Below are 13,915 nucleotides of genomic sequence, written 5' to 3'. Positions count from 1 at the left end.
TGGGTGGCTGTGTGCGGTAAGCATCTGCGATCACCTGGCCACCGGCGCAGCGGCGGCCGCGCTCGCGATCGTGTGGGAGATGGCGTCGGTCACCGCCGCGGCTGCGTCGTGCAAGAGCATGTGGCCGGCGTGGGCTTGGTGCACGTGGATAGAGCCGGCGATACCGACCACCAGTTCCGCGGCGTGCGCCGAGGGGGTGACGAGGTCTTTTCCGCCACTGATCACGGTGGTGTGCGCGGCGATGTTTGCGAGGGTGGCGCGTTGGTCGTAGGTGCGCAGGCTAGGTAGGAATCCGATCGCGGCCGCGATGGTGGTGCGTGTGAGCGCACCGGCGGCGGTGCGGCTGAAGGCCGCACGCTCGCTGCCGGTGAGGCCGACCAAGTGAGTCAGTGCGTGTCCGGCGGGCAGCGCCAGTGCACGCACGATGTCCTGGGCGGCGTGGTGCGGCAGGTGCTCGACAAGCCCAGCCAGCCCTCCCAGGCCCGGGATGGCCAGCAGGCGGCCGATGCCGCGCTGAGCGAGTCGGCCGGCAGCACTGGCCACCAGGACCAGGCCGACTGGCTCAATAGGCCGCTGCGCCAACGAAAGATAGGTCAAGGCCGCCATACCGCCCATACTGTGACCGGCCAGCGTGACTGGTGAGGTCACGTCGAGCGCGGTGAGCACGTAGCTGAGGTCCTGAGCGAGTTGACCGATGGTGTACGTGTGGGTGCAAGCCGGGCTGGATTGGCCGTGGCCGCGGTAGTCGAAGCTGATGATCCGCAGTCGCCGTCCCCACTGGCGGGTCAGCTCGCGGACCTGCAGGGTCCAGGTGGACTGATCCAGGCAGAAACCGTGCAGCAGGATCACGGTGTGCTCGGCGTCGCCCCGGCCGTAGTCGCGGCACGCTAGGCGCACCCCGTCGGTTGTGATGACCGACCGTGTCCGGTACGCGCACGCTGACGTGGTGGCGGTCATGCGGAGACTCCCAGGCCGAGGTCGGCGCGGATACGCCGCACAGTGCGAGCGCTAAGACCGAGCGCGGCCGCGACGTCGGCCTCCGGCTGATCGCCCATGGCGTCAACGGCCTCAGCTTGAGCGTCGGTATAGGTCGGCACCGGTGGTAGGGCCTGGGGCGGCAGAAACTGCGGCGCACCCTCATACGATCTCGATTGGGCGCGTAGCGCGTCGGATTGGGGCTGAGCGGCGCTATGTCGTGTGGATCGCGCGTTGACCGATCCCCCACCGAACGAGCGAGTGGTGACCTCGATCCTGCGGCCGCCTCGCTTGTTGTAGAACGCGATGATCGCGAGGGCGGTCAGAGTCGGTTTGGTGCCGTGGGTCAGCTCGGCGATGTTGTTGACCTTGGATTTGATTTGGTGGGGCTGGACGTCGAGCAGAGCGGCGGTGAGTCGTTCGTGGTCGATGTCGCTGGCGAGGTGATGCAGGATGAGGGCCAGGCCTCCGACGATCGGGGCGTCGAGCGAATCGCGTTGTCCGCTCCACACCGCAGCGATGAGTCGCAGTGTGGAGTCCAGCAGTGCGGTGCCGCCGAGGCGGGTGATCTTCTCCAGGGCAGCGGTGCAGGCTACGCATCCGTCGGTCGGTGACATATCCACGGTCAGACCGTGGTGGCGGGCAATGGTCTCGATGGTGGTGACGATGGAGTCACCAGCGGCGCGGCGGGCGCGCCAGCTGTCCCAGCGGTTGGGCTGCTTGCGCTGCCGGTTGAGCTTGTCGAACAGGATCGCCTCGTCAGCGACGGTCAGGCCGGTATGGACCTGGGCGACGACCACGGCGGCGCGGTCGTGCAGTTTGGCGGCTTCGTAGCGGTGCTGGCCGTCGATGACGGCGTAGCGGGGGACGGCGTGCGGCCCGCGATCGGAAACTTCGAGCATGCCGGCCAAGCGGCGATCCCATTGTTGGGCCATCCGGCGGACGCGGGCCATGTCGGCGTCGCGCTGGTAGGTGTGGTCGACGAACATCTCGCCCACGGCGACAGCGTCAGGATAAATGTCCCGGTGGGCGAGGTTGGTGGGTGTTGTGGTCATCGGCGGTTACTCCAAAAGCCTTGTGGGAGCTGATTTGCCTGGTCCTTCAGCGAGTGCGGTGCCGGTAAGCACTCCCCAAACTTCCGGGGTGTTATACCCCTTAAGTTATGGCTAGACGGATGCGGTGTCAAGGCTCAACGTTCATCGTGTCGGCCGGACGGGCCGACGATCTGGCCCCAGACAGGATCAGGGCGGCAAGCCGGTCTTCAGCATCGACATGTCACGCGCTCTCGATGTGCGCGGAGACGACGAACAGCGACAGCGACGCGAAGAACTGGGGGCCAGCCATGAGGTCGTTGATCCAGATCTGCGTCTGCGCTGCGGGCAAAGTGCCGTCGGCGACCGCGTGTTCGCAGACGTCTCGGAATCCGAGAACTTTGTCGGCTTCGAGCGCGTCGGTCCAGTGCGCGGTGAACGGTGCGATGGCGTGCACGGTGAACCCGGCGTCGCCAAGCATCCTCGGCAACGCTCTGCCGATGGTGGCGTTGCGGATGACTTGCTCGACGACATGGTGGGTGTAGGAGCGGCTCAGGGCCGCGTCGCGGTGATCGATGGTCAGAGTCGCCCAGTCTGGCTCGACGCAGACGATCCGGCCCTCGTGGTGCAGAGTCCGTGCGGCTTCGGCCAGGACCACGGCGGGGACGTCCACGTGCTGAAGTACTCGGTCGATGTGGATGCGGTCCACGGAATCGGATTCCAGTGGGAGACAGTGAATGTCAGCCTCGGTGATGGACACCGTGGGCAGATGAGCGGAGTTCTTCCGGGCATGACCCAAGAGCGCGTGGTCGTGGTCGATGCCGATCACTTGCCCAGTGGGGCCGGCGGCTTCGGCATAGGCGGGAAGATCCACCCCAGCGCCGCACCCCAGGTCGGCGATCACGGTCCCGCGTTCGATATTGAGCAGGGACTTCGCATAGGCCTTGTAGCTCCGGCCCGTTGCCGAGTTCGCGATATTTTCGAGGTAGTCACTGGGCGCCGCAACTTCCAACCACGGCCGGTAGCGAGGTCCGCCCACCTTCGTCACTGTGCGCCTTTCGTCGACGGGGCCGAACCGGTCTTCTTGTGCAACACACGATGATTCATCGACCACAGCGCGGGTCGCCGATGGGCTGAGCGTGAGCTCAGTTGGCTGGCCCATCATCGACCTCCCCGCACTCGGAAAGCCCGGTGAGATCCGGTGTTTGGCTCAGATGCTTTTGGAAAAAGCTAAAGATGCGCGCCCAGGCGTCCTCGGCCTCGGACTCCGAATATGCCATTCCAGCAAGGGCTTCGATGATGGTGAACGGGGCCGGAAAGCCAAACTCGTTCATAAAGCTGTGCCCCACGTTGGGGTATTCCTTGATGTCTCGATCGACGCCGCCCTTGGCGAGAACGGACTCCAGCGCGTCGGCTGAGCCGTGTTTGACGATGCGGTCTTTGGCGCCATAGCTGGCCACGATGGGGCATGACCGCACCAGCGCATCAATGGCCTTGGGAGCCAACCCGTATTGCGGCGCGGCAGCGTCGAACAGGCCCCGGGGGGACAGCTGCAGCACGAAGCCAGCGCCCATGCAGAACCCGACCAAACCAATCCGGCCGCTGCAACGCGGGTCGTCGAGCAGGTAGTTGCGGGCCGCCACGATGTCGTCGTAGGCGTCGCCCGCGTCGGCGAAGTGCGCCCGGATGGTGGCGATCATGCACCTGGGCTTGAAGCCTCGCCCATAGAGATCCGGCGCCAGAGCCAGATACCCCCTGCTAGCCAGCCGATCGCTGACTCGCCGCAGATCGGTGGTCATCCCGCGGACGTCTTGGACGACCACGACGCCAGGCCAGGGACCGTCCTCGGCCGGCGCGGCCAGATATGCCGGCAAGGTGCCCGCCGGTGCGGGGTAGGTGATGTTCGGCAATGCGTCATCCCGTCTGCTCAGTGCCGCCTGGGTCTCGGCTACGAATCGGTGACCCCTCGGCGGGGCCAGGGCCCCGCGTCCACCGATTCGTTGGCCGACAGCCGTTTCGACACGAGTGAGTGTAGAGCGGCATTGGCCAACTGTATAGCGCGATAGGCCAGATGGCCAGTTTTGCGAGCCGTCTGTATGGTTTCCCGATCGCGCTGTATTGTCGACCGCTATGGACGGCCCTGTTTTCCTCCAGCAGCCGCCGGCGGTCCAGTTGTCCACCCAAGACCGGATCCGTGACGCTGCAATTCGCTGCTTCGCAGCTCAGGGCATCAGCGCAACCACGATGCGCGCTATCGCTGAAGCCGCGGGGGTAACACACGGCCTCGTACAGCACCACTTCGGCAACAAGGCCGGCCTAGTCGCCGCCGTCGACAACTACGTGCTGCGTGTGTTCGGTGAAGCTCTGGAATCGAACCCGCTACCGGTGCCAGCGCCAGCGACCGACAACTTCCACTCACTCGGCGGGCGATTCTCCAAGCTCATCCACGATCACCCCGAGGTCGTCGACTATGTGGGCCACGCACTCATCGAAGGCAACAACATCGGAGCCGTCATTTTCGACGGGCTGCTCAAGATCAGCGCCAGACAACGCGACAACTTCGCCGAAGCAGGACTCACTAGGCCTGATCTCGATCCAGATTGGGCCGCACTGAACCCGTTGATGCTGCGCCTGGGCCCGATCATGCTGCGCTCACACATCGCGCGCCACATCGACGGCGCGTTCTCCACACCCTCCGAGCTGCAACGCTGGGACGCATCTGTCACCGCGATGATCCGCCACGGCCAATTCAAAGCCGAAACGGCGCACGACTAACGCATTGCGACCCGCGCCGGGATCGGACCTCCTGGGACCATCGTGAACGGCACGGCGAGCGGGAAATCGTCCTCCAGTGACGTCAACCGCACATGCCGGATGATCGTGCCCAGCGCCAACGTGGCCTCCAGCATGGCGAAGTGATCACCGATACACGATCGTGGTCCGCCGCCGAAAGGCACGTACTGCCAACGATCTCGGCCCTTCATGGCCTCTGGGCGGAATCGCTCGGGATCAAACCGCAGTGGGTCCTCCCACAGCGCCGGGTCCCGCTGAACCGACATACGCCCGAACACCAACATGGTTCCCGCTTCGACGCGATAACCGGCGACCTCTACGTCCTCAATCGCCATGCGCGTGCCTGTCGGCCCGGGCGGGCAAAGGCGCAGCGCTTCTCGCAGCACCTGGACTGTGTATCCGAGCTGCTCAACATCCCCAGGAGTCAGTAACCGATCTCCGAGACCGGAAACTTCCTGCGCCACCCGATCCTGAATGTCGGGATTGCGCCCTAGCTGCCACAGCGCATACGTGAGCGTCGTGGCCGTGGTGTCATGCCCGGCGAAGAGGAAAATCACCAGCTCATCGCGAATCTCATCGTCGGACAATGGCTGTCCGGTATCGGGATCGCGCGCCGCGATCAGTGCTTGCACCAGCGGGGCATCGCGTTCTGGATCGGCGCGACACTCACGCACGATCTCGGCAGCGAGCCGACGAATGGTGTCGGCCGCCTCGCGTGCTCGCCGCCGCGCCGGCGTCGGTAACCACTCTGGCGCGTGCACTGGTTTCAGCGCACGCCGGACCGCATAGCTCGTCGCCTCCCTCAACGGTTCCGCCACAGCATCGGCTCGTTGATCGAGATCCAGGCCCAGAACCGAACGCCCCAGGGCGCGCATCGTCAGTGTGCGCGCCTGCTCATCCAGGCTGATCTGCGCGCCATCGGTCCACGTCGACACCACCGTCTCTGTCGCCTCAGCCATGTGGGCCCCGAAAGAGTCCACCCGCTTTTTGGTGAACACGGGTTGCAGGGTCCGGCGACGCGGTAGCCATTCCTGATGCGGCAACACGAATAAGTTGCCGCCGAGCATGCGGCGCAGCTCTCGTCCCACCGCGCTTGTCTTGTCGATCGAGCCGTCGCGCACACTCACGATGTCGCGAATACCTTGAGGTGAGGTAGCCAGAACGATAGGTGGCATCAGCCACCTCGGACCGAGACTAAATCGCGTGACCGGCCCACCAGCATCGCGCAAAATGTCCGTCCCGGTGTGGAAGTTCCGCAAAGCCTCGCGTTTTTGCTTGTACGGCAACGGATTGATCGGTGCCAGCGGCAGATCCGCAACCGTTTGCTCACGCGTCGTCTCGACCACGACACACCTCCCAAGTCGGACATAGTCTAACGACTGGGACTTTCGGCGCCGCATCGCCGAATCGGCGAAGGGAAAGCATGCAGACCGCCTACAGCGCACACGTTCTCGACCCCACACAGCGTGACGACAAGGTCGTGCTTAACCAGCTGCGCGCGGGCCCTGACATCGAGTTTCTCGATAGCTACGAGGCTCAGCGGGAAAGCCTGCGCACCCTTCGCCCGCAACCTGCTCCAGAGCTACTCGCGGAGGGCCGCCGGTGGGTTTACTACCCGTGGCGGCACGCTGTCGTCGCGATGCTCGGCCCTCGGGGCTTCCGTGCGTTGCGACTGGACCGCAACCGCAACAACATCACCAGCGAAGAACAAGCGCAGCTCGGCGCACTGTCGATCGGCGTCGCCGGCCTCAGCGTCGGCCACATCATTGCTCATACCCTGGCCGCCCAAGGCCTGTGCGGACGCCTGCGTCTGGCCGATTTCGACGAGCTCGAACTGTCCAACCTCAATCGGGTACCGGCGACGGTCTTTGACCTCGGACTCAACAAGGCCGTCGTGGCCGCCCGCCGAATCGCCGAGATCGACCCCTACTTGCCGGTGGAGGTACTCGACACGGGCCTCACTGCCGAAACACTCGACGAGTTCGTCAACGGTCTCGACATCGTCATCGAGGAATGCGACTCGCTTGACGCAAAAGCCTTCCTGCGCATCGCCGCCCGCGATCGACGCATCCCGGTGCTCATGGCCACCAGTGATCGGGGGATCGTCGATGTCGAACGTTTCGATCTACAACCCGAGCGACCCATTTTGCACGGGCTGCTGGGCGAACTGGACTTGGGACTTCTGCCGGGGATGAGCAGTCGTGACAAAGTTCCCCACGTCTTGCGACATCTGGAAGCCGAACGGCTCTCCCCCCGCACCGCCGCGTCCCTGGTCGAGATCGACAGGTCGCTGTCGACATGGCCACAGCTGGCTTCGGACGTGATTATCGGAGCATCCGCCATCGCCGAGGCCGTCCGCAGAATCGGTCTGGGCGAAGAGCTTCGGTCTGGGCGCAGTCGAATCGATATCGGCTGGGCCCTCAATCAGATCCGCGAGCCTGATATGGGAAGCCACCATGAGACCCCCCGCGACAACGGTGACACCCCACAGAGTCTCGGGCGTGGCCTACTGGACAGTCTCGCGTCCGCGGCCATGCGCGCGCCGTCGGGCGGCAACATGCAGCCCTGGGAAATCGATGTCACCGCTGAGTCGATCACTGTCAGCATCGAGCCAGCACACACGTCCACAATGGACCTACGGTTCCGCGCGAGCGCGGTGGCACTGGGAGCGGCGCTGCTGAACGTCCAGATCGCCGCGGCAGCGCACCACGTGCTGGGGCCGATCACGGTCACCGACACGGTGGAGACGACGCCGCTACAGGCCACCATGCACCTCAGCGACGACGGCACCGATCCAACGCTGGCCGACCTCTACCAGCCCATGATCAACCGTGAATCCAACCGACACCACGGAACACCCGCACCCCTCGACCACGACATCATCGTCGGACTCACTGGTGCCGCCGAGCAGCTCGGCGCAGGTCTACGGCTCCTCACCCAGCGCGAGGACATCGCCCAGGCCGCCACCATCCTCGCCGCGTCCGACCGCGTGCGGTTCCTGACACCGCACCTGCACCGAGAGATGATCGCTGAATTGCGCTGGCCCGGCGACCCCGACCCCGACACCGGCATCGACGTGCGCAGCCTCGAATTCGATGCCGGCGAGATGGCCGTCCTCGATGTCCTTCGCCGGCCCGACGTCATGGCCCACCTCGCCGAATGGGACGCCGGGTCCGCGCTTGGCGACGATATGCGCGACCGAGTTCTCGCGAGCTCGGCGCTGGCGATCATCACGGTTTCGGGAAACACTCTCCGTGATTACGTCACCGGCGGGTCAGCAGTCGAAGCGGTGTGGATCCACGCTCAACAGCAAGGCCTTGCGGTGCAGCCCGTGTCCCCCGTCTTCCTCTACGCGCACACGGCAGCCGAACTCGAGGAGCTCTCCGAACCGTTCGCTGCCCAGCTAGCCCAACTACAAAGAGAATTCGGCGCTCTGGTGACGCTCGAAGCGGATGAATGTGTCGCACTGGTCCTCCGACTCACCGTGGCGCCGGCGGCATCGTTGCCGAGCCGCCGCAGTATCAGCAGGGTGCGCCGCACCACGGCAGCCGCGCACCCGCTCTCGGGGGGACCCTGGTAGGCACGGGCACCGCACTCACATCGAGTGGGTAGTTGTGCGGCCCCTTTCCATTCCGTTGCGTACGACGCGGTTTGGTGCCGGGGTGGTTACCCTGTTGGGCATTAGAGGAGGGTCGGCGATGGCTGAAGCGGAACACAACACAACACCAGGGCCGGACGCCCCAGTGACCGAGATCATTCAGTGGTGCCAAGTACGACGCCAGCAGGAGGAAGCGGTCTTTGCCCACTGCCTCGCTGAGGATCTTCGTCGGCTTTCCGCCGCCGAGCTGTATCCGCTTGGCGGTGACAGTGCGCTCGACCCGGTGCAGCGGCACGAGCAGACTGCGGTGGCCATGCTCGACGCGGTCTATGACTGGTACACCCAAACGGTTCTGCGCACGCCGCCCTGGGCTGCGCCGCTCGCCGCGCCGCAGGACGCCGCCGGTCTGGCGAAACTCGCAGCACTATCGACCGACGAGTTCGACAATGCCGTCGAGAATTGCGCCCCCTCCGAAGAACTCGACGCGATCGAAATCGCAGTCGCGAATGTCGTTGGCAGGCATAGGCTTCCAAGTCTCATTCGCTCTCACCACGCCGAGAATCGCAGCTGGAAAGCGATCGCCAGAGCCCACTAGCCGTAACAGCAGACATGGCGAATGAACAGCCATCCGACGGGCGTTGGGGCCATCAATATTGGTTGCAGGCTCGGGCCTAGACAAACGCCCCTCACTTGAGAGGGTCTAATCCCAGCTAGATCGACCCCGGCGTGTCGTCGTATCGCACGGTTCAGGCGGAAAACGAGACGCTGATAATGGAGTCGCGAGGTCCTGCGTGAACGCGAGGTTTTGGCAAAGGCGTCTTCATGACCCCTGATCCATTGGGTGAGAGGCGACCTGCGCAGGGCCTCGCCCCAGCGGGAGCCACAATCGTCGTCATACAAACCAGCCTGCCCGATGCAGATAGGGCTGCTCGCCTGATCGGTGGCCCAATCAGCTCGACGTACTGAATAGCAGTATGCATTGTCTTGTAGTAGATGATGTAATGCTTGTTGATGACACTTAGCCTCTGTGGATATGGAAGACGGGACGTCTTGTAGTGACGAACACCAAGTCCGCCGTGCCGCCCTCTATGCAGCACAACGAATCGTCAGTACCCGCATCATGGACCGGTTCACCGCTGCCGGTATGACTCCGCCAGACGCCGCCGACGACATCACTGCGGTCCTGCTCGCCGCCGACGCAACGGACCCCCGCTGGGGGGCCCTGTCGGCGTACCGACTCGAATGGTCGCTTGACGTGCTCTCCCTCATCTCCACGGCACTGGTCGAGCGCCGTGGGCAGCGCATCCGCACCCCCGATGTCGACGCGGTAGCAGCAGCCCTGGAGGCCGGTGCGACCTGGATGCAAATCGGCCAGGCCATCGGCTCTGCGCCGGCCGTCGCCCATGCTCGATATCGCCCCCGCCTATGACTACGCACGACAACGAGCAATAGACAACCAACGGGCAACGGAAAGGTCACTGATGCATCCCGGAACTCCCACATCGGTCCCATTCCCCTTGCTGGTGTTCGCCGTTGGGATCCGCGTGGGGCACGACTGCCAGCCACTGCCCGAGAGCATCGTCGCGCTGCATCGCAGCGTCGCCGAATCCGACCTCGCTGAGTCGCCCGTCACCGGCGCCATTCTCATCGAACGCAGAGTCCTGCCCTGGAGGCCGGCCGGCGTCACCAAACACGTGTCAGCGACCTCGGGCTTTGAGTACACCGTGGGTTACAGCGTTGGCGGCCAGCACATCCCCTGGGGGCTGTCCTTCTCCACCGACCGTTCGGTCATCGAAACCGAGCTCGCCCATGTGCGAGCGGCCATCGCCGAATCCCGCGCCGAAGGGCCAATCACGGCGCTCGTGCTGGAACGGCAGGTAAACCCGTGGTTTGAAGCGCGCCCGCGACCCACAAGGCTGCCCAGATAAGCCACTGATAGTTGGCTTCAGGCGGCGGTCTTGTGGGCAGTGACGAGCAGCGCGGGCAGATAGGTGAGACCGTTTTCGTCCGTGCGGAAGCTGTGGGCGGGAAGGCCTGGAATATCGGGAAGCCGCACCGCGACGTGGGAAGGGTCAACAGCGTCGATGGTCCAGTACTTCGCGACGGCGGCGCGGATCTCGGCGTCCGTCACCAGGTTTGGCACCGGGCATGGCGAATCGGCCGGTAGTGCGTCGGTGGTGAATACGAGTAGGTAGAGGCGGCCGCCAGGGTTTGTGGCCGCGTGGATGCCGCGCAGGTAGTCGTCGCGTGCATCGATCGGTAGCGAGTGGAACAGCGTGCAGTCGATAATGGTGTTGAATTGTGGTTCGGCCAGGCCGAGTTCGGCGATGTTGCGGGCATCGCCTTGAATGAAGTGGACGGCAAGGCCACGCTCGGCGGCCCGCTCGGTGGCGTGGTCGATCGCTGCGGTGGAGATGTCGACGCCGGTGGTGGTATAGCCCGCTTCCGCGAGAGCCAGGGTCAAATCGCCGATGCCACAGCCAGCGTCGAGGACCGGTGCGTGGACCTGCCCAGCGGCGATGAGGCTTGCGATGGCAGGTTGGGGCGTGCCGATATTCCATGGGGGCGGTCCTGAGAAGATGTGACCCTGGTAGGCGGCGTCCCAGTCCATGACATCTGACATGCACGGAAGCCTAGCGGGCGCGGCGGCGGTGCCGCTGCTCGCCTAACCCGTTGCGGTTGTTGGGTTCGTGGCATGTCTCATTGGTTCTGGTCCCCGGCGAGGCTTGCGCCGGGGACCAGAATCTTTCATCGGGCTACGCGACTTTGTCGACTGTCGTTGTGTCGCTGACGATCTTGTCGTAGAGGGTGTCGGCTTTCATCGCGCCTGTGACGACCTTCTCGACATCGGAAAGCTCGTAGTCGTTGTCGGCGAGGAAGGTCAGGTAGTTCTTGCTGTAGGTGCCTCTGGTCCTCCAGGCGTCCTTGGGGGTGTTGGATTCCAGGGCCGCGAGAACCAGGCCCAGCAGGATCACGGTGGCTCGTCCGTCGCCGGTGGGCGGCAGTTCGGTCACGCTGTCGTGAATCGGCGCGTGCTCGGCCAGGCCGAGCAGCTCGCGGGTGAGCTGACCGGTGCCGTTGGAGGTCAGTAGATGTTGGTGGGCGGTGAGCTGACCGGCGATGAACAACGCAGCACCTTTGGGCGGGGTTTTGCGGGTGAGCAGCTTGTCCTTGACCCACGCGCGCCGGACTTCCTCGGCGGCCAGGCCGAGCTTGTTGAGCTTGACCACCTTGCGCTTTTCCCGCTTGGCGGCTTCCTCGCGGGCGGCGGCGTCCTGCTCGCCGTGAGGGGCCTGTCCCCCTTTGCGTCGTGCCCTCTCTGCCCAAGTCATCAATCCCGCCGCGTTGGGGTCGGTGCAGTAGTAGATGGGTTCGAAACCGGTGCCATCCTCGATGTAGCGGGGGTGAATGTATCCCTCTGTGGCGGCGGTGTCGTGGTCCTCGGCGTCGACGTCCCAGTCGATTTTCTGCTCGTCGACGATCTCGCCGGTGCGGCTGTCGACGTACACCTCGACCTCATCGAGCCACACGGCGAACAGTTCCGGGCGGGCGATAGCGTGGCTGGCCTCGGCACGGTTTCCGTCGAGATCGCACAGCTGGTGCAGCTGGTTGCTGGCAAGATCATCGGACCAGGATGGACGTTGGTCCAGGATCGTATGTCCCTTGTCCCGGTAGGAGATTGCGGCTACGGCGCGGGCGGCGTCGGTCGCCGCCTTCTGGCGCAGTGCGCTGACTCTGTGGTCGAAATCGCCCGCGCTGCGCGCTCCCATGAGTTCGGCGGCAGCTTCGGGATCGTTCTCGAACTCGACCAGGGTCGCGGCCTGCTCGATGGTCAGCTGGGTGGTGTCGAGCGCTTCGAGGGCGACGGCGGACCCGGCCGCGGCTGCGGCGGCCTCAACGTCGCGTTTGGGCATCGTGAGGGCTTTGGCAACCTTGGTCGGGGTCATACCGGTGTCCAGCAGCTCCTGGATGGCCTTGGCCTCCTGGCTGCTTTTGAGGGGCTTGCGTTCCTTGTTGGTGGTGATCTGCTCAACGACACGGTTCTGGGTGCGGGTTTTGTCGTCTGTGGCGGTGTCGTCGCGGACGAACACCGGCATGGTGGCCAGCCCAGCCTCGCGTGCGGCCAGGGTGCGGCGCTGGCCTTCACGGATGGTGATGGTGCCTTCGGGACTGCGTACGGCGGTCAGCGGGACGAGGATGCCCAGCTCCTTGATGCTGGCGACCAGACCGGCGTCCGCGTCGTCTCGAACGTTCTTGCCGATGTCGACGGTGTTGGGATCGAGGTACTCGAGTGTGCCTTCGGGCTGGGTGTTCCTGGCGGTGCTCACGGTTGGGTTGTCCTTTCGTTGTTGGTGGTGGGGGGTTGGTCTACCGCTATGCGGGTCAACGGCTTTGGTCGCGCCACTGCTGGGCCATGGCGGGCTGGGTCGTGGCGGTGATGTGCGGTGCTGCGGTGAGGTAGCCGGGGATCTGCTGGACGAGACGGCTGGCAAGCACCGAGCACAGGAAATAGGCCTCGGTGTAGATCCAGTTCTCGAGCTGGGCGCACTGGAAGGTGTAGAAGTCGATCGCGCGCAGAATCTCGATGACCTGCCAATTGCAGTACTGGGGTTCGGCGTAGCTGTAGACGTAGGCATTGTTGCGGCCGTGTTCGCTGTTGACGGCGGCGGCGTTGGTGTCCAGGAGCATCTGGCCGACGCTGTCGGCGGTGTGCTGCTCGAGCATGTTGAGGTAGAGGGGCTCGCCGTGCTCATCGAGGACTGGCCATTGCAACGGCTCGTTGTACTGGGCTGCCTTAATCCACAGGCCTGCCCAGATCATTACGTTGATGTGTTCGGGTTCGACGAGAACAGTGTCGATGTCGTGAGTGGTCATGATGGTGAAATCCCCCGTGGGTCAAATGTTTTGGTATCTGATTGGTCACTGGCGTGACGGGAGGGGTGGTTGACCTGGCCTCCCGTCACACCAGCGTTGGTCACTTGTCGCGGCGGTTGACTCGGGTGAGCTTGGCCGTGGCGTAGCGCAGCGATGCGCCGATCTCGTCGGCACGGATTTCGGTGTAGGGCTTCTTCTCGCCGGTCTCTCGGTCCTTGTAGCTCTTGGCCATCACGCGGCCGGTGACGATGACGGCAGCACCTTTGGTCAGGGATTCGGCGACGTTCTCGGCCATGTCGCCCCAGACCTCGACGCGCTGGTAGAGGGTTTCCCCGTCGCGCCACGCGCCGGAATCGTCCTGGTAGCGGGGAGTGTCGGCGACAGTGAAGTGGGCGACTGCCTTACCGCCGGGGGTGAAGCGCAGCTCGGGGTCGGCGGTGACGTTTCCGGAAATGGTGATGCTGTTGGTGCTCATTTGAATTTCCCCTGTTTTGATTTCTGAGGCCGAATTTGCCTCTGAATTGAGGTGATCAGTGCTGCTCGATCTATATTCGATTCTAGTATCTGATTGTCCAGCCAACAAGAGATTTCAGCAAATTCTTATGAACATTCTTTTTGGTGGTTCTTGTTTATTTCGCGCCTG

At 64.3% G+C, this 13,915-nt stretch carries 14 protein-coding genes; 5 read left to right on the top strand and 9 right to left on the bottom strand.

Going from position 1 to position 13,915, the window contains the following annotated elements; all coding sequences use genetic code 11:
• Window positions 1-30 precede the first annotated feature (30 nt).
• From BTO20_RS37635 to BTO20_RS37620, 4 genes are all read right to left on the bottom strand, one after another.
• Window positions 31-957 carry an alpha/beta fold hydrolase gene (locus BTO20_RS37635; protein ID WP_087083543.1) on the bottom strand — a complete coding sequence of 309 codons (927 nt, stop codon included), beginning with the start codon at window positions 955-957 and terminating at the stop codon, window positions 31-33.
• Window positions 954-2,030, bottom strand: a complete 1,077-nt coding sequence (locus tag BTO20_RS37630; protein WP_198344633.1) for a DUF6551 family protein — start codon at window positions 2,028-2,030, stop codon at window positions 954-956. The genes BTO20_RS37635 and BTO20_RS37630 overlap by 4 nt, the downstream gene beginning before the upstream one ends.
• A gap of 220 nt (window positions 2,031-2,250) precedes the next feature.
• Window positions 2,251-3,045, bottom strand: a complete 795-nt coding sequence (locus BTO20_RS37625) for a methyltransferase domain-containing protein (protein ID WP_157680459.1) — start codon at window positions 3,043-3,045, stop codon at window positions 2,251-2,253.
• 106 nt (window positions 3,046-3,151) lie between these two features.
• Entirely contained in the window at window positions 3,152-3,916 is a 765-nt protein-coding gene (locus tag BTO20_RS37620; RefSeq protein WP_232491387.1) for a dienelactone hydrolase family protein, read from the bottom strand.
• A 220-nt stretch (window positions 3,917-4,136) separates the two neighbouring features.
• Here BTO20_RS37620 and BTO20_RS37615 point away from each other — a divergent pair, with 220 nt between their 5' ends.
• The gene (locus BTO20_RS37615; RefSeq protein ID WP_087083539.1) at window positions 4,137-4,781 is read left to right on the top strand and encodes a TetR/AcrR family transcriptional regulator; all 645 of its coding nucleotides are present in this window, start codon (window positions 4,137-4,139) and stop codon (window positions 4,779-4,781) included.
• Here the strand turns inward: BTO20_RS37615 and BTO20_RS37610 are convergent.
• Window positions 4,778-6,145, bottom strand: a complete 1,368-nt coding sequence (locus BTO20_RS37610; RefSeq protein WP_232491386.1) for a cytochrome P450 — start codon at window positions 6,143-6,145, stop codon at window positions 4,778-4,780. The two genes, BTO20_RS37615 and BTO20_RS37610, sit on opposite strands and share 4 nt — an antisense overlap.
• A 77-nt stretch (window positions 6,146-6,222) precedes the next feature.
• On the opposite strand from BTO20_RS37610, the gene BTO20_RS37605 reads away from it, so the two are divergent.
• The 4 genes from BTO20_RS37605 (at window position 6,223) to BTO20_RS37590 (ending at window position 10,325) form a co-directional block, all read left to right on the top strand.
• Entirely contained in the window at window positions 6,223-8,379 is a 2,157-nt protein-coding gene (locus tag BTO20_RS37605; RefSeq protein ID WP_087083534.1) for an Rv1355c family protein, read from the top strand.
• Between the two features lie 118 nt (window positions 8,380-8,497).
• Window positions 8,498-8,992, top strand: coding sequence for a hypothetical protein (locus BTO20_RS37600; protein WP_157680458.1), 495 nt, complete (start codon window positions 8,498-8,500; stop codon window positions 8,990-8,992).
• 525 nt (window positions 8,993-9,517) lie between these two features.
• The gene (locus BTO20_RS37595) at window positions 9,518-9,826 is read left to right on the top strand and encodes a hypothetical protein (RefSeq protein WP_087083530.1); all 309 of its coding nucleotides are present in this window, start codon (window positions 9,518-9,520) and stop codon (window positions 9,824-9,826) included.
• Window positions 9,827-9,914: 88 nt separating this feature from the next.
• The gene (locus tag BTO20_RS37590) at window positions 9,915-10,325 is read left to right on the top strand and encodes a hypothetical protein (RefSeq protein WP_087083529.1); all 411 of its coding nucleotides are present in this window, start codon (window positions 9,915-9,917) and stop codon (window positions 10,323-10,325) included.
• Between the two features lie 17 nt (window positions 10,326-10,342).
• On the opposite strand, the gene BTO20_RS37585 is transcribed toward BTO20_RS37590, so the two are convergent.
• The 4 genes from BTO20_RS37585 to ssb form a co-directional block, all read right to left on the bottom strand.
• Window positions 10,343-11,020, bottom strand: a complete 678-nt coding sequence (locus tag BTO20_RS37585) for a class I SAM-dependent methyltransferase (RefSeq protein WP_232491385.1) — start codon at window positions 11,018-11,020, stop codon at window positions 10,343-10,345.
• Between the two features lie 133 nt (window positions 11,021-11,153).
• A complete protein-coding gene (locus tag BTO20_RS37580) occupies window positions 11,154-12,725 on the bottom strand; it encodes a ParB/RepB/Spo0J family partition protein (protein WP_157680457.1) in 1,572 nt (523 codons plus the stop codon).
• 55 nt (window positions 12,726-12,780) lie between these two features.
• On the bottom strand, window positions 12,781-13,272 hold the full coding sequence (locus tag BTO20_RS39705) for a hypothetical protein (protein ID WP_157680456.1): 492 nt from the start codon (window positions 13,270-13,272) through the stop codon (window positions 12,781-12,783).
• Between the two features lie 100 nt (window positions 13,273-13,372).
• Window positions 13,373-13,747, bottom strand: a complete 375-nt coding sequence (gene ssb / locus BTO20_RS37575) for a single-stranded DNA-binding protein (protein WP_087083523.1) — start codon at window positions 13,745-13,747, stop codon at window positions 13,373-13,375.
• Window positions 13,748-13,915: the final 168 nt, after the last annotated feature.

The organism is Mycobacterium dioxanotrophicus (assembly GCF_002157835.1).
GTDB classification, from domain to species: Bacteria; Actinomycetota; Actinomycetes; order Mycobacteriales; family Mycobacteriaceae; genus Mycobacterium; species Mycobacterium dioxanotrophicus.
Note: the sequence above shows the minus strand (reverse complement) of the source record. Positions and strands in the feature narration are given on the sequence as shown.

What these genes read in the sequence shown, in the direction of transcription:
- BTO20_RS37635 (WP_087083543.1), bottom strand. Translation starts at nt 957, where the DNA reads ATGACCGCCACCACGTCAGCGTGCGCGTACCGGACACGGTCGGTCATC.
- BTO20_RS37630 (WP_198344633.1), bottom strand. Translation starts at nt 2,030, where the DNA reads ATGACCACAACACCCACCAACCTCGCCCACCGGGACATTTATCCTGAC.
- BTO20_RS37615 (WP_087083539.1), top strand. Translation starts at nt 4,137, where the DNA reads ATGGACGGCCCTGTTTTCCTCCAGCAGCCGCCGGCGGTCCAGTTGTCC.
- BTO20_RS37605 (WP_087083534.1), top strand. Translation starts at nt 6,223, where the DNA reads ATGCAGACCGCCTACAGCGCACACGTTCTCGACCCCACACAGCGTGAC.
- BTO20_RS37600 (WP_157680458.1), top strand. Translation starts at nt 8,498, where the DNA reads ATGGCTGAAGCGGAACACAACACAACACCAGGGCCGGACGCCCCAGTG.
- BTO20_RS37595 (WP_087083530.1), top strand. Translation starts at nt 9,518, where the DNA reads ATGGACCGGTTCACCGCTGCCGGTATGACTCCGCCAGACGCCGCCGAC.
- BTO20_RS37585 (WP_232491385.1), bottom strand. Translation starts at nt 11,020, where the DNA reads ATGTCAGATGTCATGGACTGGGACGCCGCCTACCAGGGTCACATCTTC.
- BTO20_RS39705 (WP_157680456.1), bottom strand. Translation starts at nt 13,272, where the DNA reads ATGACCACTCACGACATCGACACTGTTCTCGTCGAACCCGAACACATC.
- ssb (WP_087083523.1), bottom strand. Translation starts at nt 13,747, where the DNA reads ATGAGCACCAACAGCATCACCATTTCCGGAAACGTCACCGCCGACCCC.